Annotated in this window: 22 protein-coding genes and 1 riboswitch; of the genes, 8 read left to right on the forward strand and 14 right to left on the reverse strand. The window is 40.2% G+C overall.

The window, feature by feature from the left end:
- Positions 1–237 precede the first annotated feature (237 nt).
- Positions 238–1,494 (forward strand): DUF445 domain-containing protein, encoded by a 1,257-nt coding sequence (locus ACZ9AO_RS11580; protein ID WP_476109106.1) that lies wholly within the window; start codon positions 238–240, stop codon positions 1,492–1,494.
- A gap of 197 nt (positions 1,495–1,691) precedes the next feature.
- On the opposite strand, the gene ACZ9AO_RS11585 is transcribed toward ACZ9AO_RS11580, so the two are convergent.
- The 11 genes from ACZ9AO_RS11585 to ACZ9AO_RS11635 all read right to left on the reverse strand — a co-directional run bounded on the left by ACZ9AO_RS11585 (position 1,692) and on the right by ACZ9AO_RS11635 (position 10,511).
- On the reverse strand, positions 1,692–1,883 hold the full coding sequence (locus ACZ9AO_RS11585; protein WP_323599104.1) for a hypothetical protein: 192 nt from the start codon (positions 1,881–1,883) through the stop codon (positions 1,692–1,694).
- Positions 1,884–2,191: 308 nt separating this feature from the next.
- Entirely contained in the window at positions 2,192–2,410 is a 219-nt protein-coding gene (locus ACZ9AO_RS11590; RefSeq protein ID WP_476109107.1) for a hypothetical protein, read from the reverse strand.
- A gap of 114 nt (positions 2,411–2,524) precedes the next feature.
- A complete protein-coding gene (locus tag ACZ9AO_RS11595) occupies positions 2,525–2,851 on the reverse strand; it encodes a hypothetical protein (RefSeq protein ID WP_251542439.1) in 327 nt (108 codons plus the stop codon).
- Positions 2,852–3,003: 152 nt separating this feature from the next.
- Positions 3,004–3,489: a hypothetical protein gene (locus ACZ9AO_RS11600; RefSeq protein ID WP_251542437.1), complete on the reverse strand. Its 486-nt coding sequence runs from the start codon at positions 3,487–3,489 to the stop codon at positions 3,004–3,006.
- Between the two features lie 409 nt (positions 3,490–3,898).
- Positions 3,899–4,321 carry a hypothetical protein gene (locus ACZ9AO_RS11605; RefSeq protein ID WP_476109108.1) on the reverse strand — a complete coding sequence of 141 codons (423 nt, stop codon included), beginning with the start codon at positions 4,319–4,321 and terminating at the stop codon, positions 3,899–3,901.
- Positions 4,322–4,439: 118 nt separating this feature from the next.
- Complete coding sequence (locus ACZ9AO_RS11610) at positions 4,440–4,826, reverse strand: hypothetical protein (protein ID WP_476109109.1); 387 nt, start codon at positions 4,824–4,826, stop codon at positions 4,440–4,442.
- A gap of 148 nt (positions 4,827–4,974) precedes the next feature.
- Entirely contained in the window at positions 4,975–5,997 is a 1,023-nt protein-coding gene (locus ACZ9AO_RS11615; RefSeq protein WP_251542429.1) for an ADP-ribosylglycohydrolase family protein, read from the reverse strand.
- A 16-nt stretch (positions 5,998–6,013) separates the two neighbouring features.
- Complete coding sequence (locus ACZ9AO_RS11620; RefSeq protein WP_476109110.1) at positions 6,014–8,167, reverse strand: ADP-ribosyltransferase; 2,154 nt, start codon at positions 8,165–8,167, stop codon at positions 6,014–6,016.
- Positions 8,164–8,451, reverse strand: a complete 288-nt coding sequence (locus tag ACZ9AO_RS11625; protein WP_034306007.1) for a YwqI/YxiC family protein — start codon at positions 8,449–8,451, stop codon at positions 8,164–8,166. The genes ACZ9AO_RS11620 and ACZ9AO_RS11625 overlap by 4 nt, the downstream gene beginning before the upstream one ends.
- Positions 8,451–8,876, reverse strand: coding sequence for a YwqH-like family protein (locus ACZ9AO_RS11630; protein ID WP_063577498.1), 426 nt, complete (start codon positions 8,874–8,876; stop codon positions 8,451–8,453). The genes ACZ9AO_RS11625 and ACZ9AO_RS11630 overlap by 1 nt, the downstream gene beginning before the upstream one ends.
- Positions 8,877–9,107: 231 nt before the next feature.
- A complete protein-coding gene (locus ACZ9AO_RS11635; protein ID WP_476109111.1) occupies positions 9,108–10,511 on the reverse strand; it encodes a M28 family peptidase in 1,404 nt (467 codons plus the stop codon).
- Positions 10,512–10,782: 271 nt separating this feature from the next.
- On the opposite strand from ACZ9AO_RS11635, the gene ACZ9AO_RS11640 reads away from it, so the two are divergent.
- The 3 genes from ACZ9AO_RS11640 to ACZ9AO_RS11650 are packed head-to-tail and all read left to right on the forward strand — an operon-like array spanning position 10,783 to position 14,989.
- Positions 10,783–11,931, forward strand: a complete 1,149-nt coding sequence (locus tag ACZ9AO_RS11640) for an iron-containing alcohol dehydrogenase (protein WP_251542419.1) — start codon at positions 10,783–10,785, stop codon at positions 11,929–11,931.
- Between the two features lie 12 nt (positions 11,932–11,943).
- Positions 11,944–13,557: a GAF domain-containing sensor histidine kinase gene (locus ACZ9AO_RS11645; RefSeq protein ID WP_476109112.1), complete on the forward strand. Its 1,614-nt coding sequence runs from the start codon at positions 11,944–11,946 to the stop codon at positions 13,555–13,557.
- Positions 13,558–13,561: 4 nt separating this feature from the next.
- Positions 13,562–14,989, forward strand: coding sequence for a sigma-54-dependent transcriptional regulator (locus tag ACZ9AO_RS11650; protein WP_251542415.1), 1,428 nt, complete (start codon positions 13,562–13,564; stop codon positions 14,987–14,989).
- A gap of 42 nt (positions 14,990–15,031) precedes the next feature.
- Here the strand turns inward: ACZ9AO_RS11650 and adhP are convergent, their stop codons facing one another.
- Positions 15,032–16,045, reverse strand: coding sequence for an alcohol dehydrogenase AdhP (gene adhP / locus ACZ9AO_RS11655; protein ID WP_034306567.1), 1,014 nt, complete (start codon positions 16,043–16,045; stop codon positions 15,032–15,034).
- A 312-nt stretch (positions 16,046–16,357) separates the two neighbouring features.
- Between adhP and ACZ9AO_RS11660 the strand changes: the two genes are divergently transcribed.
- Positions 16,358–16,657: a DUF3892 domain-containing protein gene (locus tag ACZ9AO_RS11660; protein WP_053533610.1), complete on the forward strand. Its 300-nt coding sequence runs from the start codon at positions 16,358–16,360 to the stop codon at positions 16,655–16,657.
- Between the two features lie 85 nt (positions 16,658–16,742).
- On the opposite strand, the gene ACZ9AO_RS11665 is transcribed toward ACZ9AO_RS11660, so the two are convergent.
- Positions 16,743–17,555: a CBS domain-containing protein gene (locus ACZ9AO_RS11665; RefSeq protein ID WP_476109113.1), complete on the reverse strand. Its 813-nt coding sequence runs from the start codon at positions 17,553–17,555 to the stop codon at positions 16,743–16,745.
- 109 nt (positions 17,556–17,664) lie between these two features.
- A complete protein-coding gene (locus ACZ9AO_RS11670; RefSeq protein ID WP_476109114.1) occupies positions 17,665–18,186 on the reverse strand; it encodes a YbaK/EbsC family protein in 522 nt (173 codons plus the stop codon).
- 172 nt (positions 18,187–18,358) lie between these two features.
- Positions 18,359–18,403, forward strand: a riboswitch (PreQ1 riboswitch).
- Between the two features lie 6 nt (positions 18,404–18,409).
- Here ACZ9AO_RS11670 and ACZ9AO_RS11675 point away from each other — a divergent pair.
- From ACZ9AO_RS11675 to ACZ9AO_RS11685, 3 genes are all read left to right on the forward strand, one after another.
- A complete protein-coding gene (locus tag ACZ9AO_RS11675) occupies positions 18,410–18,895 on the forward strand; it encodes a QueT transporter family protein (protein WP_048686195.1) in 486 nt (161 codons plus the stop codon).
- A 123-nt stretch (positions 18,896–19,018) separates the two neighbouring features.
- Complete coding sequence (locus ACZ9AO_RS11680) at positions 19,019–19,675, forward strand: TVP38/TMEM64 family protein (protein ID WP_476109115.1); 657 nt, start codon at positions 19,019–19,021, stop codon at positions 19,673–19,675.
- Between the two features lie 116 nt (positions 19,676–19,791).
- Positions 19,792–21,417, forward strand: coding sequence for a PAS domain S-box protein (locus ACZ9AO_RS11685; protein WP_476109116.1), 1,626 nt, complete (start codon positions 19,792–19,794; stop codon positions 21,415–21,417).
- Positions 21,418–21,420: the final 3 nt, after the last annotated feature.

The raw sequence follows: 21,420 nt of genomic DNA on the forward strand, positions 1-21,420 counted from the left end.
AACCAATAAAAAAAAGCCGATTGAATAAATCGGTTTTTTTTTGTGAATTAACCATCTGAATATTGAACATTCAAGGGAAAATGACAATATTCAAAGCTCAAAAATAATGAACTTACTGCCTTGTTGTGGTTATTTTTTTGTACTACCTGCTATACTACTAGATGAAAGTAAGTTATAAAATTTGCTAATGATTCGGGTTATAGTAATTGACTATCATTTTAAGGATGAGGGAATATAATGTCACCAAAAATAAAATCTTCAAGAAAAATAGCTAGATATTCACTAATTATCATGGGGGCGGGTTATATTGCAACCACTCCATTTCAAGGTACATTGCCTTTAGATTTATTACATGGAGGGTTTGAGGCTGGTTTAGTCGGCGGATTGGCAGATTGGTTTGCAGTCACTGCATTATTCCGCCATCCGCTTGGATTACCAATCCCCCATACAGCGCTTTTGCCCAACAATCGTAAAAGAATGACAAATGCACTTGTTTCGATGTTAAAAAACGACTGGCTTTCTAAGGAAAGCATTCAGGACAAAGTAAAACATATTCCTTTTACTGAAAAATTGATCCCTATTTTAGGAAAAGAGATTCAAAGTGATACTTTTAGAAAAGTCCTGATTAAACTAATCAAGCAAATGATTGGTTATATAGATATAGAAAAGATTACACCTTTCGTTGCAAAAAAAATTAAAGCATCACTTTCTAGCATAGACATGAGCAAGATTCTACATTTAGTAAGTTCAGAGTTACTTAACGAAGAGTTTGATAAGAAGGCTTTGGATCATGTTTTGAAAAAAGCTGAAGATTGGTTAGGAAAAAAAGAAACCAGTCACCGACTTGGCACTGTTTCCATGGATGTACTCAGCAAGATTGAACTGGAAGGTATGCTTCAGTTCGCCGTTAAATCCATTCAAAGTCTACTTAACGAAGAGAAATTTGGGAATATCATCCAAAACCTGCTATTAAGTGTCGTAAATAATTTACAAAACGAGAAAGAACCAAATAGAGAGGCTTTAATCTTATATATCAGGAAAGAGATACAAGGCATTAACCATAACCGGGAACTGTTAGAAGGAGTTGAAAAATGGAAAAAACAACTTCTGACAAAATGGGAGCCTGAGGCGACAATAAAGGGAAGTCTCCAACAAATTCAACAAGAAGCATTGGATTTCGTGGAAGAAGAACATTTCATGGATACTTATCTGACCCCAATGATTCATCACGTACTGGACAACATAAAAGAAAATAGCACGCACATCGATAATTGGATACAGAAACAAATTACTGTTCTCATTGAAAAAAATCATACCCAAATCGGCAATCTTGTACAAGAAAACTTAGATAAGCTAGACAACGAAACGCTGATTGACATGATGGAAAATGGTGTAGGAAAAGATTTACAATGGATTCGGGTGAACGGGGCGGTCTGCGGTTTTATAATAGGGCTTATCCTAACAGGTGCACAGGCTCTGCTTAGGCTATTATAATCCAGGCATAACGGCAGAATACTGTCGCTACCAAATCAACTGGTGCTGATTCGTTTTTCTGAAAATGAAGAGATAAACAAAAAAGCCAGCCAAGGTTTTCATGAAACACCTCGGCTAGCTTTTCCTTTTTATCAATAGACTTAAATTACAGGTACACATATAAATCAAAGCTCCGCTTAAAGCAAGGCTTCAATTAACTAAGGGTTGGATTGCTGATCACTAAGCCAGCCATCAATATGATCTAAATTAAAAATCAGCAAATTATTCATGGGTCTGAGATGGGGGATCTTTTTATTCAAAATTAGATCATTGATTTCCTCTTCGGTAATTGGATAATTTACCGACTCAAGGTAAATCATCAAACTTTTTATACCATAGGCTTTCCTCATTTAATCACCTCCCACAAAATTTTCCTTATTCAACATAAAGAAAACTTAGTGCTAGATATTAAATGAAAGACCGCTTAATTCTTAATACCCACTTTTTGAAGAAATAACCGCTTTTACTTTATGTAGGGCTTTAAATCAGGAAATTAAACTAATGAATAGGGTTCCCTCTCCTCGATTATCTCCACTTCATCCCATATTACAGATTTAGAGTACATATATTTATCTGTCCGTTCAAAACCCATCCTTTTAGCAAGTTCAGTGTTTATTGTATCCAACAATACTTTGCCAGTTCTTCTTTCTTCAGATGCTTAAAACACCTCTCCCTTATATATTGCCTTTGAATTTATCTTAAATAAATCTACCTCTTCTACAGAAACATTTTTTATATAGATATTTTCATCTAAATGTTTGAAACCTTGAGATAGATCAGCATATTTATTACTTATTAACCTTATAGACTTATCTTCCAGTAGACTAAAACTATACTCGCTACCATTATGTATTGCATACTTTCCTTTTCTTATCATAGGTTCCTCCAGATAAGTATTTATCATCAAAATTAAATTGCATTCATTCATCTGGAAACAATCATTTCAACTTATGTTAAAGTCTTTTATTAGCGGGAAATACTCATGATAAAACTAAATGTCCCTTTTAAATTCTTTTAATAAAATATCTTTTATTCCATCTAATTCATTATTAACAACGATTCTCTTGTCATAGTCATCATCCCAAAAAAAATAATCAGATAAACCCACTCTAGGTTTATCTATCTCACGATAGATGCTACTCAATTCCATCATAGTTTTACGATATTGCTCTGCTGATTCACAATCCAATAAGCATATTTCAATCAACTCAATTGAGGCTTTAGCTTGTCGTATTATATGTTCTAAATCTTTTTTTTCTTTTAATATTTTCACCAAACGAACATAAGCATCTTTAATAACTAATAATGTTTGCTCCAAGTTTATCCCCCATAATACAGTCATTTTATTGGAACTTCATCCACCACTTTTAAATACTCACTTCCCAAGGTTCCGACACAAAAATTTGATTCTCTCCACCTGAATAGATTCCAGCTTGATAAGCCCGCTAGCCCCTTATTTATATTAGTTCTTTAGGAATTTCCATTGTATAAACTATCCAGCTTCATTATAAAGTCTCTAGTTTCTCCCCTTGGTATAACCTTCCTACTTTCAGGTAAATCTTCAAAAATTAATATTGGTTTTTTCATCTCAATAATCGCTTCTATGTCGTCAAGAGGCACGTCCTTTTTAAAAACATATTGCTCTTGCTTTTCGAATCCATAGCAGTCTACATCATTACTATCCATACTAAATAACGAAATCTCATTTTCATCCAAGATATGCCTGCCCAATGAATATGGCTCAAACTCTTTACCTTTGTAAGCTACCAAAAACTTTAGTTCATAAACTAAATCAACTTCCTCTTTAGTCACATCCTTGATAAACAGATTTGTCATATTCCCTGTTTGATCAACAAGTTCACGAAATCCTTGTTCAGGTTCATGGGTTCTTAGTCTTAACCTGTCGTTACGGATATTCAAGCGGTAATCCTTATGATTATATATGGCATATTTCATCTTTAGCTTCACCTCGTCTAACTTGTTCTCATTTAATATTTTATAATGTCACTTGTATTGAAGAATGAATATTAATTCAGAAGTCCAAAAACTGTTTTATAAAAATATTCACATGCATCATCTTCTGTATCAAATTTCTTTAAATTTGATTTCAACCCAGTTCACTATAATAGACTTCCAAAATATTATCTCTTTTATTTAAGCAAAGTACCTCATTAGGTAGTCCACCATTAAGGCTATATAGATTTTTTGGAACATTATCTTTAATTAATAATTTCTCCAATTCCAACTTTTTCAAATTAATTCCCTTCCCGTCTAATTATGTACATTTTCTTTTATATACTTAACCTCAAGAAATATATAATCCTAGTTATCTTCTTACACGATTCAGATATACACCTTTTTCTTTTTATCTTTGAAAATATAGTATGCTGATTCCTGCATCACATGACCTTGGATCATACCATTGCGTAATCTTACCCCATTCAAATAGATTTTCAGACAATATACCTTCTGGATACCCAATTTGCTCTGTAAGCCATTCGCCATGCTGCGAAAGTTTTTCTTCATAGTCCCATTGGTTAATGGATGGATCACTAACTTTTAAGCGTATTCCTTGTATTATATTATTTTCGAAAGAAATTCTAACAGAAAATCTTTTGCTTCCCAATTGTATAGGCCTTAAAGATCCAACTGTTGCTTCATCAGACTGCCTTTTCCTAACCTCAAAATTAGGATTTTTTGAAAATGACTTCTCAAAAAAATCTAAATTTGTATCTTGTTTTACTTCAATTCCATCTATTATCATTATTCCATTTTTCAAGTTATTCATTAGCGAATCCCCATTTCAAAATAAATCAGCAACTCCTATCGCTTCAATATGCTCAGCTTTAGTAACACTAGGAGCCTCTTTTTTCTCTATATATGTTTTATTGATTTATATATATAATCTAATCTAACGAAAATGGTTTTCGTTCTTCTATTATTTCAACTTCATCTAAATTAACATTTTTAGAATAAAGATATTTATCTGTACGTTCAAATCCATACTTTTCGGCGAGTTTTAAATAAGGAGTTGATAGAAGAATTTTTCCATTCTCGGCATTAGAAGCTCCAAACAACTCTCCTTTATATTTTGCAAAAGAATGAATTAAAAATAGCTTTTCTACTTCATTTAAGGAAATAACTTTTGTATAAATATTATCTTTATAATCGATAAATCCATAGTTCATGTCTTCCTTGTTATTGCTTATTAGTTCTATAAATCCTTTGCTTTTAGATTCTATGAATCTATACTCTTTCCCATTATAGATCGTATACTCACCTTTTCTTATCATTTTCCCACTCCATTATTTAATATTCCTTCACCAATAATAAACTGCTTCGCTTCCCGTTTAACATAGCATAAACTGTGCTCAGGACATAAAAAAACCCTATAAAGGACTTTTATAGGGCGTTTCTTATGTTTATATGAGGGGTTTTACTTCAATCCCCATACTCTTCTTTAATTGCTTTATCTGCACAAAATCTATGGAATTGCTCAATTAATTGATCAATATCTTCTTTTCTTGTGATTTTCTCAAGCCATTCTTTTGGGATGTCGTCCATTTTATAGTACATACCTGCCATTGTCCCTGTAATGGCACCTACTGTATCCGTATCATCCCCTAGATTCACTGCTTTTAAAACTGCATCGCTAAACGAATTTGAATTTCCTAAGCACCAAATGGCTGCTTCCAACGTATGAACGACATAACCATCTGACTGAATTTCTTCATGTGGTAATGAAAAGAAATCTTCCTCAAAAATCCTTGAATAGGATTGCAGCTCTTTTTGGTATATATGATCTTTATCAAAATTCTCATCAAAAAGTTCTTTTATTTCCCTTTTTGAAACTTCAGGAGAATTATTATAATAAAGTCTAAGTAAAAACTCGACATAAATAATGGAACCTACCACAGAACGCGGATGAGAATGTGTAACTTCCGTATATTTTTTAATGGTTTGGATTTTTTCAATGAAATTAAAGTTATTAAAAAGGATAAATGCCACGGGAGCGATTCTCATCAACGCCCCATTCCCATTATCAAACATGGCATTTCCGCCACATTCTGGTGCCGGGGTTCCATTTCTAAACTTGATTATGGCTTCACTGGTCGTTCTGCCAATATCGAACATTTCATGATGTGGTGTCCAATAGCCAGATTCCATATACTGAACGAATTTTTGCATGAGCTCCGCTGAATCGCCTTTTTCAATTAAGTTTTCAATTAAACATAAAGTTAATGAAGTATCATCCGACCAAGTGCCTGGCGGCTGATTATAGGTTCCATATCCCGTTATATCATTAATAGTGAAAGTCCCTCTTTTTTTAAATTCAACTGGGACACCCAGCAAGTCTCCAACAATACCGCCATACAGACTTGGTAACATTCTTTTTTTTAGATTATATCTCAAAAAGCTTTTACTATCGTCTTCCCATCTGTCTACCATTCTTCTGCTTGTCATTCATTACACCTACTTTTTAATTAAGTCTTAAGTCTAGTATAAGATGCAATTTACCATTTGCATCTTCATTCGCTTCTTTTATGAACAATTCTTGACCTGCATTGAGAAGTAATTCGGCCTCATCAGGGACGTTACTAATATCGCCGACATAGGCAGCCTTTGCTCCTTGGGGTATATTTATTGTCCATAAAACTTCTTTGTAATCAAAAGAAGATTCTTTTACAATCGCAGTACTAATAAATCCTTCATCTTTAATAGTCTTCCCTATTAAAGATTCAACATCTATATTCCCATATTTATTTATGCTAAAAATACCTTCAAACGGTCTAAAGTCAGTTCCTCTATATACCTGCATATTATGTGGAACGGTTGCTTTACTAAGTCCACTTTTAATATCATCAATAACCTGCATATCTATGCCATGTAAAGAATCATCGATTCCTCTTAAATAATTATTAATATATTGATAGTCAATTCCAGTATATTTAATAATAGCCTTTCTTTCACTTTCAGTTAAGGATTTCAACCAATTAGTATAGTTTTTATTACCCCATTCATGAGCTTCGGCTATATTACTAATTGTAGGCGTTGCTTCACTGGCCCCACCTCTAACACTAAATTTCTGCACGAGCTCCTTCACTTTTACTGAATCGGTTTCAAGTCCAACCATATTATGCCCAGCAGGTTGAAGGGATTGTCTGAGAACAGGCATTTTGATTTCACCAATAGCCCGGCCAGCCGCTTTCCCATGAGATACGGCAATTTCCTTAAAGTTTTTTGTTTCATTGGCAATGAAGCGGCCGGTTGTTTTAGCAACCTGCCCGGTGGCTTTACCCACCTTTATCACATTTTCATATGTGGCTTTGCCCATACCGCTGATGATGGCTTGAACCTTCTGAACCTGCTTTTGCGCAAATTCCTTGCTGTAAGGGACGAACTTTGTACCACTTGCTACTTTATCTGCGACTTTAGCCGCACCTGCCACACCGCCGATTCCGAGTGCCATCAACAGCCCATTCTGGCGCTGTTCCTCGGTTAGCTGGTTGCCGAACATGTCTTTGCCGGTGGCTGCTTCGCCGAGGCCGTTGGCTGCGAGGAGCCCGTATATTCCGTATTCGGTTTTCTGGAGGAGGCTAAAGCCTTTTGTCGTTTTATAGGCATCGAGCGCGTGGTTCGCTGCGTTGAGCCCTTTGGCCGTTTTGTATAGGGCGCTTCCGCCTTTGATGGCCCGACCGGCCCAGCCGACGACGGGGATGAATCCAGCGGCGGCCATGGCGCCGGCGGCGATTCGTTCGGCATCGGACAGCTTGCGGCCCGTTACTGGATCGACTCCGGTTGAGGCCCTGATAGAATCATAATATCCCGTGAATTCCCCTGTAAAGGTTTTTGTCGTATCCCAGGCCTTTTCGTACCATGGGCGGTTTTCGAGTTCTTCCATTTCCCGTTCGATTTTCCGGGCTTCTGCTTGCTGCTTTTTGAAGGTTTGATAGTCTTTCATCTGACCGGCGACTTCATCCTTCACTTGATAGACGTCACTGCTCTTGAATGCCGATTGGTTGAATGTCATCGGCGAAATGTTGCCGTCCTGTTTGGTGGCATCAAGCAAGGCACGGAAGAGGCCAACGGCCACGTTTTCCTGCCCGATGGACACATCATATTCCTCGACCAATTGCCGGTCGACATTCTCGACCTTTGTCACGGTGTCATCCAGCCTGTGCCCGGCCAGCGTGATTTTTTCATTAAAGTCCTTTTGGTCGAACATATCAAGAGGCAGGATATCGTCAATGCTGTTCAGGATCCTTTGAAGATCGTTCGCTTGTTGATCGACAAGCGACTTCGCTTGGTTGATGCCGTTTGAGACTTCGCCATCTAAAAAGGGGACCTCGACCACCGTATTTCCGGAGAGGTCCGCTTCTTCCAGACTGGCCGGTATGCCTTCCAAAAAACTGATCTGGGTCGTGAATAGTTCCATCCAGGCGTCCGCCACCTCGATTTGTGCTTCATAGAAGCTTTTGATGGCGGTAGCACCGGCTCCCTGGAACTCGTTATCCAGGCCGACGATGCCCTGAAATTCCTTTTTCAGGGCTGTGACTTCCTTCTTTAGTTCTTCATATTGCTTGGCGCGCGACTTGGTAGCGGCCGTCAATGTCTCGGCTTCATATATCTTCATCGTTGATACCCATGTGAAGACGTATGGGCGATGGCTTCATCCTGTTCTTTTAATAAGTCAATGTTGGCACGGGTATCTTCCACATTTTTCTGGACGATTTTGATATATTGCTCAAAGACCTTCTCCAGGTTCGTTTCCCGATCGATCCATTTCGAGGTGAATTCCAATTTATTGTTGCCAAGCTCGCCTGCCGGCAAATTTCCAAGCGTGACTGTACCAAGTGCCGTCTTCACTTGATCGACTTGCTTCGTTACGGCAGGATGATTCAGTTTGATTGTCGTCATTAAAACAACCACCCTTTTAAATATGATATTTTGCTTTCCAATTGATCTATGACGGCTTCTCCTTTGCCTAAAAGAACATCCGCTTCATGTGCTATCGTACCTGCTGCACTCAGAGCCTTTTTCTCTATATTAAGCATCATGATTTTACCGTCGATTTTCTCTTGATAGTCATCATAATCATCATGAATGATCGTTGACATTGCCTTGTATGCATCACTGCGGGCATCTTGAAAGTCTTCTGCACGGTTTCCCGTCCAGCTTTTTGCCAAGTCCGGATTTTTAATTTTAGCTATTTCCCCAAGACAAGCATTCTGTTCTTCTTTGATTTGTCTTTTTGCCTGCTCCAAACGATTGATTTTTTCATTGACATCGGAAGTTTTACTAGAGAGAGCAGAGTGAATTTCACTCAATGAATTTGCATACACCTAAAAAATCACCTCAAACATACTATTCTCATTATGTAGACTGTCATATTTTTCATAATTTTTATTATAAGGATTATAGTCTTAGAGTTAAATAGGGATAAATAAGCTATTTATGCTACGGAATTAGGAAATTCAGCCCGCACGCTCCAATTCCCGATTAGACTTTTCACCCCTGCATTTCTATTTTTAAACACAAAGAAAGGGTGCAGGCTGCACCCTCTATTTACTGCATTATTTGAATTCCTTTTCGCCAAATAAATGCGGAACTTTCACCTTTTTCCCTTTTTTATGATTGAAATCAGGTTTTTTAGCTTCGATTTTTGCTTGGTCATAGACAGCTGTGCCGACAATTTCAGCAACATCCTGAAGCTTTTCTTTTGAGATTTTATCAATGGTATCATCAGGAGTATGATACCAAGGCTCTGATGGACTGTGGATGAATAAAGCAGCGGGTATCCCAGCCTCAGCAAAGGATACATGGTCACTTCTCCCGCCTTGTCCATATGGAGTCGGCTCACCATTCAGTCTTGTACTTGATGCCTGGGCCAGCTCGGTTACAAGGTTCATTTCTCCATCATTAGTCAAAATGACCAAATCTCCGGCATCCCTGCTTCCCACCATATCCAGATTGAAATTGGCAATGGTCCGCTTGATATCATCATCAGGAAGATTGTCCACATAATGCTGTGAACCCAGCAATCCATTTTCCTCTGCCCCAAAGGTGACGAAGCGAATTTCCGTATCTGTAGGAAGATTCTTCAGAACACGGGCAAGTTCAAGGGTGACGGATGTTCCAGATGCATCATCATTCGCTCCGGGTGCCCCCGCGACGGAATCATGATGTCCAGTAATATAAATGATATCGCTCTTTTTTGCTTTATTGTTCTTTGTTGCTTTTTTCGTTGCCACTACATTATAAGAGGTTTTTTCTCCGGAATGGGCACCTTCTATTTTTAATGAGGCTGTCAATTTGACTCCATCATTCAATTTTTCCAAAAGGGCTTCTCCATCCTTTTTGGTGATCGTGACGGATGGAATAAACTTGTCATTATCCTCTCCGAGTGTCCCGTTTAATTCCCCATCTGCATTATTGAATAGGATGACTCCCGTTGCCCCTTTTTCCGCTGCATTCAATACTTTCTCTGCAAAAGTGAGGTTCCCTCTTTGTATAAGGGCAATCTTCCCTGCAACATCGGTTTCCTCAAGCTCTTCTTTTGTTCCTAAACCGGCATATACAACGTCACCGGATAGGTCCCCATTAACTGAATAGGTTAAATGGTTTGCTTGGATTTCCCCATCAAATCCGGAAACGGATAGCTCGACCAGGTTTGGGTCTGTATAAGATAAAAAATTGAACTCTTCGATATCGGCTTTATAGCCATAAGATTGGAATTGCTTTTTGATGAATTGGACGGCTTTATACTCAGAATCCGTACCGGCCACCCGAGGTGTTTGTGAGAGATATTCAATATTCTTGTAGATTTTATCGGCATCGATTCTTTTAATGACTTGCTTGTCCGTGGATGGCGCTGATAGCACCGGCGATGAATGCGGCGCTGCTAAAGCGGTGGTTGTCCCCGCTGTCCCGAGTGTCAATGCTGTAATTAATGTTAACGACAGAAATTGTTTTTTCATAGATTGCCTCCCAGTTTAATAGTTTCTACCATGATTTTACAATAAATAGAAATTACTAACTAGGTAGGTTTATCCCTATTCATGCATGTCTAAAGTACCGAATTTACAAATACAAGAAATTATAAGGTGATTTGACCTGTATCAAAAGTCCTTATCCATTCGATATTTTGTCATATTATATAAAAATACCTGTAATCCAAACAGGATTTTCGCACTTTTTCGGGAAAATAATACAGAAGATATTGAATTTTTACAGGGAGAAGGCGCAAAGATGTCGATAACTAAATTCGTGATGCCGGAAGTGATTTTCGGTAAAGGTTCGATTGAACAAGCTGGCGAGGCCTGCTTGCGGCTGGGTGCCAAAAAGGCGCTGATCGTAAGCGACTCCGGGGTGGCCAATGCTGGCTGGTTGGATAAAGTCATTGAATCCTGCCAAGATGCAGGTCTTGCTTTTGCTACCTTCATTGAAATGACGACCAATCCGAAGGACAGGGAGATCGAAGCCGGCTGTTTTGCATTTAAAGAACAAGAATGTGATGCCATCATCGGTTTGGGCGGAGGCAGTGCTTTGGATGTTGCCAAAGGGGTAGCCCTTTTAGTAACGAATGGCGGCATCATCAGTGATTATGAAGGTGTTGATAAAGTCCACTCTCCCCTCCCTCCCATGGTGATGATCATGACCACTGCAGGATCGGGTTCGGAAGTATCCCAGTTTTCGGTGATCGTCGATTCATTCCGCGAGAAAAAAATGACGATCATTTCAAAATCACTCGTCCCCGATATTGCAATAGTCGATCCTGCCACCTTAACCACCTTGGGACCGGATTTGACCGCAGCTACCGGAATGGATGTGTTAACCCACGCCATTGAATCCTATGTTTCAATCGCTGCGACACCTTTGACCGATGTACAAGCTAAAAACGCGCTTTCCATCGTTTCCCGCCACTTACGCCCCTCTGTTGCATCCAGGCATAATGAGGAAGCAAAAAAGGCGATGGCGATGGCCAGCCTGCAGGCTGGACTGGCTTTTTCCAATGCCATTTTGGGAGCTGCCCATGCCATTTCACATGCCATAGGCGGCAAGTACCTCCTTCCGCATGGTGAAATCAATGCGATACTCCTTCCCCATGTCATGGATTTCAATCGAATTGCCTCACCAAGGCGATTCAGCGAGATTGCAGACATCATGGGCATCGATACACGGGCATTGACGGAGCAGCAAGCAGGAATGGCCGCCATTCACTTCGTAAGGGAATTATCACAGGACATAGGGGCTCCCAAGAGTTTAAGTGATGTCGGCATTACGAAAGAAATGATAGATCCCATAGGGATGACCGCTCTTGAGGATGCCTGCATGATCACAAACCCTCGTGATATGTCCTTAGAACAGATAAATCAGCTGCTTCTTACAGCCCTATAAGAGGTGAAAAGCATGAACAAACATGAATTGATAGATTTAATGACAGGCGTTAAATCTTCAAAGAAAACATATTACACGGCACTTAAGAAAACCGTGGATCAGCTGAAGAAGAAGAATATGCAGCTTGAAATCATGAATGACATCACAAAAAATATGAATATGGAAATTGACATCCAAGAGATTCTCCGAAATGTTATTGAAAAACTTAAGCAGCTCATTACCTTCGATGACAGTCATTTTGTCATATTGTATGAGGAAGAACCTGCCCTGCTTCACATCTGCCCTAATGGTCACTGCGATCTTGAAATGGATCCCAAAAACCTGTTACACCCTTTTCAGGAATTCTCATCGGCCTTGAAAGAAAAGCAGCCGATTCAGGTGGAAGTTAACCAGTTACCGGACTTCCCAGAAAAGGATCGTCTATTATCCCTTGAGATCGAATCACTTCTATTAGTCCCTTTATACGGAAAAAGTAAAAAAATCGGAATTTGGACTTTCGGCAGGAAGAAAAAGAAAACATGGCATGAAGCTGAACTCGAATTTCTTGAGCAACTATCCAATCAGCTTGCTTTAACTTTGGAGAATGCCCAGCTTTATAAGGAAGTTCTTCATTCCAAACAGGAGTGGGAGGATACATTCAAGGCAGTTGAAGATATGATCATCGTCTTCGATCACAAAGGAACGGTCTATCAATCCAATGATTCAGCCAGGGGCTTTTCCAACTTGGTTCCTTTAATTGAAAAATCGCAAAATCTGATTCAAGATACCTTTTCATTTAATAAGCCAGGGTTTCAGGAAATACTCCTTCAGCATGATACCATCTTGGAAATGCATGCTTACCCGATTCAGAATAAGGAGCATCAAGTATATGGGGTCATTGCTTATTATAAAAATGTCACCGAAAGAAGACAGATGGAAGTCCAGCTATTACATGCCGGTAAACTTGGGGCGATTGGTGAAATGGCAGCTGGGATTGCCCATGAGTTGAACAGCCCATTAACGGCCATTCTTGGTAACTCGCAACTTTTATTACGGAAAACCCCACAGGACAATCCGGATTATATGCTATTGGACGACATTAAGATTTGCGGGGACCGATGCAGGCAAATCGTGAAAAGTCTGCTTACCTTTTCTAGGCAGGATGAGTATAGGTTCCACTATTACTCTATTAACGAGGCCATTCACCAGGTTCTGAACCTTTTGAAGTACCAACTTGGGAAGAAGCAAATCTCCCTCCATCTTAGCCTTCAGGAAGACCTTCCTTTCATAAAGGGCAGCCAGCCGCAGATCGAACAGATCATCATCAACTTGCTATTGAATGCCAAGGATGCATTGGATGAGTCCGCGCAAACGGAAAAATCGATCACGATCGCTACCTATTCAGAAAACAAGTTCATGGTGGTTCAGGTGACTGATAACGGAACAGGGATTGAAAAAGAACGACTGCCCTTCATATTCCATCCCTTTCATACGACTAAAGACCGTGAAAAAGGTACAGGTTTGGGGCTGTCTGTAAGCCTTGGCATTGCTAAAGACCATGGCGGAAAGATCGACGTTTTGAGCACACCAGGACATGGAAGCACTTTTTTTCTGAGGCTTCCCTTACAAGGAGAGGAAAGGGGATGATAAGGTGATTCATTTACTTGTGGTAGACGATGAGAAAGAGGTTGGGACATTTCTATCCCGCCTTTTTACGATGAAAGGTTACCTCGTACAAGTGGTGAATAGCGGGAAGGAGTTTCATGAGATCGACTGGAATCAGCAGCGTTTTGATGTCGCAATGATAGATTTGAAGCTTCCGGATTGCGATGGACTTTCCCTCCTGCAGCATCTAAAACAACTGCAGCCGCGTTGCAAGGTACTGATCATGACCGGATACAGCACCGTCAAGACCGCTGTTGATGCCATGAAACTCGGCGCGAGTGATTACATGGAAAAACCCTTCGTGGATATTGAAGTACTGGAACGGCAGATTGACAACCTATTGAATGAAAATGAAGCATTGAACCAGCATTTCATCCATAAGCTTGCCGAGGATTCAGGACTCATTGTCGGTGAAAGTCCTTTAATGAAGAATTTGATTGAAACGGCCTTCAAGGTTGCCCAAAAATCCGTCAATGTATTAATCGAAGGAGAAACCGGAAGCGGGAAAGAAGTGCTTTCACGCTTCATCCACATAGCCAGCCCCCGAAACCATGAACCTTTTATCGGCATCAATTGCGGAGCGATCTCTGAATCCCTGCTTGAAAGCGAATTATTCGGTCATGAAAAGGGCGCTTTCACCGGAGCGACCCAGCTGCGAAAGGGTTTTTTCGAAATTGCTGGGAACGGGACGCTTTTCCTTGATGAAATTGCGGATGCAAGTCCGGCCATTCAAGTCAAATTGCTTCGGGTTTTGGAAACGCGGGAATTCATGCGGGTTGGGAGCAGCGTGACATTACGGACGAACGCCCGGTTAGTGGCGGCCTCCAATGAAAACCTGCAGCAGGCAGTGGACAAGAATAAATTCCGGGAAGACCTATTTTACCGACTGAACGTCGTGACTCTGGATATCCCGCCATTAAGGAGCCGAAAAGAGGATATTCCGTTGCTTGTCCGTCACTTGGTTGAGAGAAATGGTCATGGAGATATCTCATTTTCCAATGAAGCCATTGAAAAATTACAACAATACAACTGGCCAGGCAACATACGCGAACTATCTAATGTGGTCATGCGCACGCTAACTCTTGCAGACAATAAGTCAGTAATAACCGCCAATGATATCTCACTATCCAACAGCCAGATCACACCTGACAAAAATGTGTCACCAGAGATACAGTCAACAGAAAACCTTCTTGAAGAGTGGCGAAAAAGGCTGTTGGCTGATTTTAATGAGAAGGATGAACTGATGCTTGAAGAAATCCTTACGGAAATCAAACAGCTTCAATCAACAATTGGAAAGGAGCTCGTCATGCAGGCACTGCAAAAAACCTACGGCAACCGGAATGAAGCTGCCAAACGCTTGCAAATATCCATAAGGAAATTGCGTTATATATTAAATGAGAAGAGCCAGACATAATAAAAAGGAGGATGCCCCGTTCCAGGGCTTCCTCCTCTGTTCCTATTCTAGCGTCAATACGATGCGGCCGTTGATTTCTCCGTTTTCCATCATTGAAAACACGTCATTGATTTCATCAAGCTTTCTTGTTTCAATATTCGTTCTGACTTTACCCTCAGCCGCAAATTGAACAGCTTCCTGTAAATCTTTTCTCGTCCCGACGATGGACCCTTTTACAGTCACCCCATTTAACACTGTATCAAAAATCGGGATTGGAAGTTCATCATTCGGCAATCCGACTACAACAAGTGTGCCGCCCCTCTTGACTGAACTGTAAGCCTGTTCGAATGCTTTTTTCGTAACCGCCACAGAAATGGATGCCTGCACGCCGCCAACCTTATCCTTAATGGCCTGTACAGGATCGGTCTTAAGCCCATTAACCGTGTAATCCGCCCCCAGTTCCGTTGCCAGATCAAGCTTATCATCTTGAATATCGACAGCAATGACATTAAAGCCCATCGCTTTTGCGTATTGCAGGGCAACATGTCCCAATCCGCCAATTCCATAAATCGCTACCCAATCGCCAGGTTTTGCTTCTGATACCTTAAGCGCCTTATAAGTCGTTACACCTGCACAGAAAATCGGTGATACCTCCGCAAAGTCAAGCCCTTCAGGAACCTTCACCACATATTTGGCTGGTGCTTTACAATATTCCGCATACCCGCCGTCCACGGAATATCCTGCATTCAATTGATCCAAGCAAAGCGTTTCCCTGCCGGTCAGACAATATTCACAATCGCCGCAGGCCGAATAAAGCCAAGGGATCCCAACACGGTCACCCACTTTCAAGGAAGTTACGCCTTCCGCCACCTTTTCTATAATGCCCACACCCTCATGTCCCGGGATAAGCGGAAGCTTGGGTTTTACCGGCCAATCACCATGTGCAGCATGTAGATCGGTATGACACACGCCACAGGCTTTAATTTTCACTAATATCTCACCATATTCCAATTCTGGGATCGGTACTTCCTTAATCTCAAGTTTTTGGTTAAATTCATTGACGACCGCCGCTTTCATTGTCTTGACCTGTTGTTTTGCATTTACAGTGCCAGTCCCTTGTTTTACATTCATGATTACTATTCCTCCCTTAATCTAGTGGATATTATTTCTTGCTACTGCTTACACCTACTACTTAAACTTGCACTACTGCACTACTTAAAATAGTTGCAAGTGCCATGCCACTGCAAAAAGGCCAAGACGACAGCATTCACAAAAAGAAGTGCCGAAAGATCGGCCCATTTGGACGAATTAACGGCTCAAGTTGGACGAAAACCGGTTTGTATATTGCAGGAAAAATGGTTCACCCTATAAATAGGAGGTGCCTTATACATGGACAAATTTGAAGAAGCCTATGAGTCATATAAACAGCAGGGAACACCGCAAGCAAACCAAAGTGATTCAGCAGCAGGAAAAGAAGAAATCATCGCCGTAAGGAAAAATGAAGAGGACAATATTATCGCCATCAAGACGGACTCCGGCCGCGAACTCGACTACCCCACAGCCCTTGCGGAAGCCAAAGCTGGCAACCTGGCCAACGTTGACGTCTTTCATAAATATGGACGTGACATATTACGGAGTGAGCCCGATGGGATAAAAGAAAATAACCTGGATCAACTGCCGGAGTTTTGAGTTTTTCGGGGAGACTGCCTGATACGGGCAGTTTTTTTCTATCTGGATGCGCAAAAAAAAAAGAACCAGCATGATTAGCCGGATCTTATTTTTCATAAGGATAGGATTCAGAGATTTCGAGCAGTCGGCCGCAGGACTCGACAACCTCGATGATTTCCATCCATGACATGTCCAGACCCAGTTCATTAGCATGGGAAATCTTATCCCGTAACTTTCGGATGGCATTCGCATCCTTCTTCCCTTTACTTTTCGAAGGGATTTGGAAGAAGTGCCTCAATTCTTTATCTTTATGTATAATATCGAATTTATCACTGATTTGCAGGCACTCTATTATATTGATATCTTCATTTTTATCAATTCTCCTTTTATATAATTCGGTTGCCTTTTCTAAACGATCTTCGCTGATCATTGGATACCAGCTGCCATCACCGAATCTATCCAGGATGATATCGCTCATCCTCATTTCCAATAAGGTAATATATCCGAATATCAGCATCCTGATCGGAGGCTTTTGAAGGTCAGCATGGGTGATCAACATTTTAATTGAATTATTCTCTAATACGAACACCCTTGTCTTATTCTTAAAAATATGGAGAAGCTGGATCAAAGGGGTTGAATTCGAAACCATTTCCTTTGGTGAGAAGTTTCTCATATATTCAGAAATACTTCCCTCACCTAGTTCTTGCCTTTCGATATATCCGATGATTTCCCCTTGATCTTGGACTGCCAATATATCAAAATTCTTTTTTTTCATTGCTTTCTGGATATCCAGCGCCAGATCGTTTTTATGGCAAAACTCAAGCTCCTGGGCAATGCTCTTAACCGTTATATTTTCTTCATAAAGAGTTTTAAGACTCAGATAGCTGCTATTGCTTTTTCTTTCGCTTCCATTTAACATCTTTCAACCTCCGATCAGGAACACTTTCTGCCCATTTTCCGCTTTAATAATAGAAATGCATGCGGCCCTCCGCAAATAAAATTCACTTTAGTGGACTCCATCCCATTCATCAAATGCCATCAACTGCATTTCCTGCCGCCGTTTCCACATTCCCCTTTTCTTCCCACCCCTTACAAACATCCACCCAATCCTTGGCACCTGAATATTCAAATAATTCAGCGAGTGTAAGTTCTATTGCAGAGTTTGAACTGCCGCAAGCCGGAAACAATGACTCAAAGCGCTTCATCGATACATCAAGAAAAACAGCTAAATCGTTTGCCAAGCCAAACGGGCAAACGCCTCCGATTGCATGGCCGGTCTGTGCAAGCACTTCATCAGGTGAAAGCATTCGTGCCTTGAAACCGAACGTCTGACGAAATTTCTTATTATCCACTTTCGCGTCCCCTGCGGCAACGACCAAAATCGCGTGTTCACCTTCCCCTTTAAAGGAAAGGGTCTTGGCAATCCGCGCTGGGATAACACCGATGGTTTCCGCTGCCTCAATCACCGTTGCACTAGATGTTTCGAACTCCTTTATGTCTCCTTCCCGATTCCATTGTTTAAAATGGCTTTTGACACTTTCGATCGACATATTAATATTCACTCCTTTTTATGTACATATTGAAATAATATCATCCTTCATTGCAATAATTCAAAATCCAATTGTGCTGCTTCATCTGATTGGAAACCTATAAATTAAAACCATTCTTTACAAATTGACGAAACAAGCTTACATGGGATACTATTAATCATCGGGTAAACGCCTGCACGTGGTTCGTAACCATCCCACGATAAAAAACTAGGGAGAGAGTAAAATGAATGTTCGTACACTCGTGATAAACGGGTTATTGGCTGCCTTGTATGTGGCGGTCTCATTGGTGTTTAAACCAATAGCTTTTGAGATGTTCCAATTCCGTGTACCGGAAATGTTGAATCATCTGATTGTATTCAATAAAAAATATATCTACGGTATCGTTGGAGGAGTCTTCATATCGAATCTGCTCTTTTCGCCGATGGTGCCATATGATTTGATTTTTGGGGTGGGCCAATCCCTGCTCGCCTTATTGCTTGTCATTTATGTTTCTCGTTTCATAAAAGGCATTAAAGGACGTATGATTGCTACGATTATCTTTTTCACGTTCACAATGTTTTTAATTGCAATTGAACTGAACCTTGCCTTTGGCTTGCCATTCTGGCTAAGCTGGATGACTACAGCTGTCGGTGAGTTCGTTGTCCTTTTGATTGGAGCGCCAATCATTTATGGAATGAACAAAAGAATTCAGTTTGAAAAGTGGCTTTAAAAGGAATTTTCGGGCCGTTAAGCCACTATAATGGAAAAGAGCTGTCTGCATGATGCGGCAGCTCTTTTTTTTCACCATTGAACTCGAAAATGATAAACTATTAGTAAGAATGGTGGTGGCCCTTTGAAAAAAGTCCTGACCATAATCGGTCTACTTGTAATCGCAATTTTTATATACTCTAATGCAGAACTGTTCACTTTGGTTTGGAAAAGTGATTTGGATTCTGTGACTGGCATATTGAAGGAAAATCTTTTGCTTACATTTATTGTGACATTCGTATTGATGTTTGTACAAAATTCTTTTACAATCATCCCCTTAATTTTGCTCCTGACCATCAATGTCACGATATTCGGATTCATATATGGCTATCTATGGAGTTGGTTTACAAGTGTTGTTGCCTCAGGATTCATTTTTTATGCAGCCAGAAACTGGTTTCAGGAGCTTCTTTTAAAGAAGATTGGTGAAAAGTGGCAAGAATCTGTAGTGGAGCATGGCTTCATGTACGTGTTTACAGGCAGGATTTTCCCGCTTATCCCAACAAGCTTAATTAACTTGGCAGCCGGAGTCAGCACCGTCACTTTCAAAGACTTTTTATTGGCGACGGCACTTGGCAACCTTATATACTTTTTCTTCCTATCACTGATTCCCTATGGGCTGCTATCTGTTGAAATGAACCAATATACGCTAGCTGCTCTTGCACTCCTCTTCTTACTATTCTTCATGATCTATAAGCGTGCAAAAAAGAAGAAGAAACTAACCTTCTTCAGAAAAAACAGGTGACCACATTGGCCCCTGTTTTTTTATTTAGAGATTCTGCATATATTTTTTTCCGATAGTTTGTTAAAATGTGTATGTAATTTTACCTTTGAAATGTCTTAAAATCAGGGAGAATCTCCATGTCCAAACGCTCCATCTTAGCAATATATATCCTATCCGGGATTCTTACATTAGTCGTATTCGACTATTTTTTAACTACAAATATCCATAATAAAGAGGTCTTCATTCAACTCCAAAGGGCGGAAGGCATTGTTTTCCTTTTATCAATAGGCTTAATTCTATATCTTTATTTAGCTAAAAGAGAAGAATTCAAAAGATTAAAAGAAGCGGAACAACGTCGGCGCACACTCATCAATTCAATGGTGGATTTCGTTAACTTCAAGGATGGGGATGGCCGATGGCTTGAATCCAATACCTTCGGGCTGCAATTATTTCAATTGGAGCATGTAGATTATAAGGGAAAAAGAGACAGTGAGCTCGCAGAATACTCCGAATTTTATAAAGAATCGTTGATCTACTGTGAAGTTTCCGATGAAGAAACGTGGGTAAAGGGGGAAATTACTAGGTGCGAGGAAATCATCCCTCTTCCCGATGGCAATCACAAGACCTTTGATACGATTAAAGTTCCCCTGTTCAATGAAGATGGTTCACGTAAAGGCTTAGTCGTAATTGGCAGGGATATATCTGAAAGAGTTGTCGCGGAGAATCAATTATTTGATAGCGAACAACGCTATAAATCATTGTTTGAGCACAACCCTTATCCGATGCTGATGCTTGATTTAAATGGAATGATCACGACCGTGAATCCAAGGTTTGAAACGGTAACAGGCTTTCAACAGGAAGAAATACATGGCGCCTCATTCATTAATTTGAATTTTTCAGCAGAAGACGCGGAATTGATCCGTACATCATGCCAATATGTCATGGAAAACCAAAAGGGGATTAAAAAAGGGAAAGATATAGAATTCCTGACGAAGTACGGGAAGTCCATCTTACTTTCTTGTACGTTTGTCCCGATGATGGTTGGCGAGGATTTAGTCGGAATCATTACTTATGCTAAAGAAGTCACTCAAATTCGAGAAACCGAAGCACGCTTAAGAAGAACCGAAAAATTATCGATAGTGGGCGAACTTGCCGCAAGTGTAGCCCACGAGGTACGAAATCCGCTGACTTCTTTAAAAGGTTTCGTCCAACTGCTTAAAAAGAGCGACCATCCCTTTGAACAATACTACACGATCATGTTAAGTGAATTGGACCGGATCAATCTTATTGTAAGCGAGTTACTCGTTCTGGCAAAACCACAGGAACTTCCATTCAGCAAACATCAAATCATCGACCTGATGAATGATGTCAAGACCTTGTTGAAACCAGAGGCGGACTCGTACCCCACCCAAATATCAATATCTGTCAAAAATGAAATACCGCTTCTATTATGTGAGGGAAACCAATTAAAACAAGTTTTCATAAACATGCTCAAGAATTCCATGGAGGCATCCGCCGACCACATTTGGATTGATTTTGAACGAATGAACAATAACCTTTCCATCACCATCAAAGATAATGGAAGCGGAATAGAAAAAAACCGCATAAAACATCTTGGAGAGCCTTTCTATTCTTCAAAAGAAAAAGGAACCGGATTAGGATTGACAGTCAGTTGCCGAATCATTGAGGCGCATCGGGGAAAGGTCCGGTTTAACAGTGAACTGAACCAAGGAACCGAGGTCCAAATCATTTTGCCCATATAAATA

Source organism: Peribacillus sp. TE19612, from assembly GCF_056279465.1.

Excerpts from the sequence above, each read along its gene's own strand:
- ACZ9AO_RS11580 (WP_476109106.1), top strand. The coding sequence starts at position 238 with ATGTCACCAAAAATAAAATCTTCAAGAAAAATAGCTAGATATTCACTA.
- ACZ9AO_RS11585 (WP_323599104.1), bottom strand. The coding sequence starts at position 1,883 with ATGAGGAAAGCCTATGGTATAAAAAGTTTGATGATTTACCTTGAGTCG.
- ACZ9AO_RS11590 (WP_476109107.1), bottom strand. The coding sequence starts at position 2,410 with ATGATAAGAAAAGGAAAGTATGCAATACATAATGGTAGCGAGTATAGT.
- ACZ9AO_RS11600 (WP_251542437.1), bottom strand. The coding sequence starts at position 3,489 with ATGAAATATGCCATATATAATCATAAGGATTACCGCTTGAATATCCGT.
- ACZ9AO_RS11605 (WP_476109108.1), bottom strand. The coding sequence starts at position 4,321 with ATGAATAACTTGAAAAATGGAATAATGATAATAGATGGAATTGAAGTA.
- ACZ9AO_RS11610 (WP_476109109.1), bottom strand. The coding sequence starts at position 4,826 with ATGATAAGAAAAGGTGAGTATACGATCTATAATGGGAAAGAGTATAGA.
- ACZ9AO_RS11615 (WP_251542429.1), bottom strand. The coding sequence starts at position 5,997 with ATGACAAGCAGAAGAATGGTAGACAGATGGGAAGACGATAGTAAAAGC.
- ACZ9AO_RS11620 (WP_476109110.1), bottom strand. The coding sequence starts at position 8,167 with ATGAAGATATATGAAGCCGAGACATTGACGGCCGCTACCAAGTCGCGC.
- ACZ9AO_RS11625 (WP_034306007.1), bottom strand. The coding sequence starts at position 8,451 with ATGACGACAATCAAACTGAATCATCCTGCCGTAACGAAGCAAGTCGAT.
- ACZ9AO_RS11635 (WP_476109111.1), bottom strand. The coding sequence starts at position 10,511 with ATGAAAAAACAATTTCTGTCGTTAACATTAATTACAGCATTGACACTC.
- ACZ9AO_RS11640 (WP_251542419.1), top strand. The coding sequence starts at position 10,783 with ATGTCGATAACTAAATTCGTGATGCCGGAAGTGATTTTCGGTAAAGGT.
- ACZ9AO_RS11645 (WP_476109112.1), top strand. The coding sequence starts at position 11,944 with ATGAACAAACATGAATTGATAGATTTAATGACAGGCGTTAAATCTTCA.
- adhP (WP_034306567.1), bottom strand. The coding sequence starts at position 16,045 with ATGAAAGCGGCGGTCGTCAATGAATTTAACCAAAAACTTGAGATTAAG.
- ACZ9AO_RS11660 (WP_053533610.1), top strand. The coding sequence starts at position 16,358 with ATGGACAAATTTGAAGAAGCCTATGAGTCATATAAACAGCAGGGAACA.
- ACZ9AO_RS11665 (WP_476109113.1), bottom strand. The coding sequence starts at position 17,555 with ATGTTAAATGGAAGCGAAAGAAAAAGCAATAGCAGCTATCTGAGTCTT.
- ACZ9AO_RS11670 (WP_476109114.1), bottom strand. The coding sequence starts at position 18,186 with ATGTCGATCGAAAGTGTCAAAAGCCATTTTAAACAATGGAATCGGGAA.
- ACZ9AO_RS11675 (WP_048686195.1), top strand. The coding sequence starts at position 18,410 with ATGAATGTTCGTACACTCGTGATAAACGGGTTATTGGCTGCCTTGTAT.
- ACZ9AO_RS11685 (WP_476109116.1), top strand. The coding sequence starts at position 19,792 with ATGTCCAAACGCTCCATCTTAGCAATATATATCCTATCCGGGATTCTT.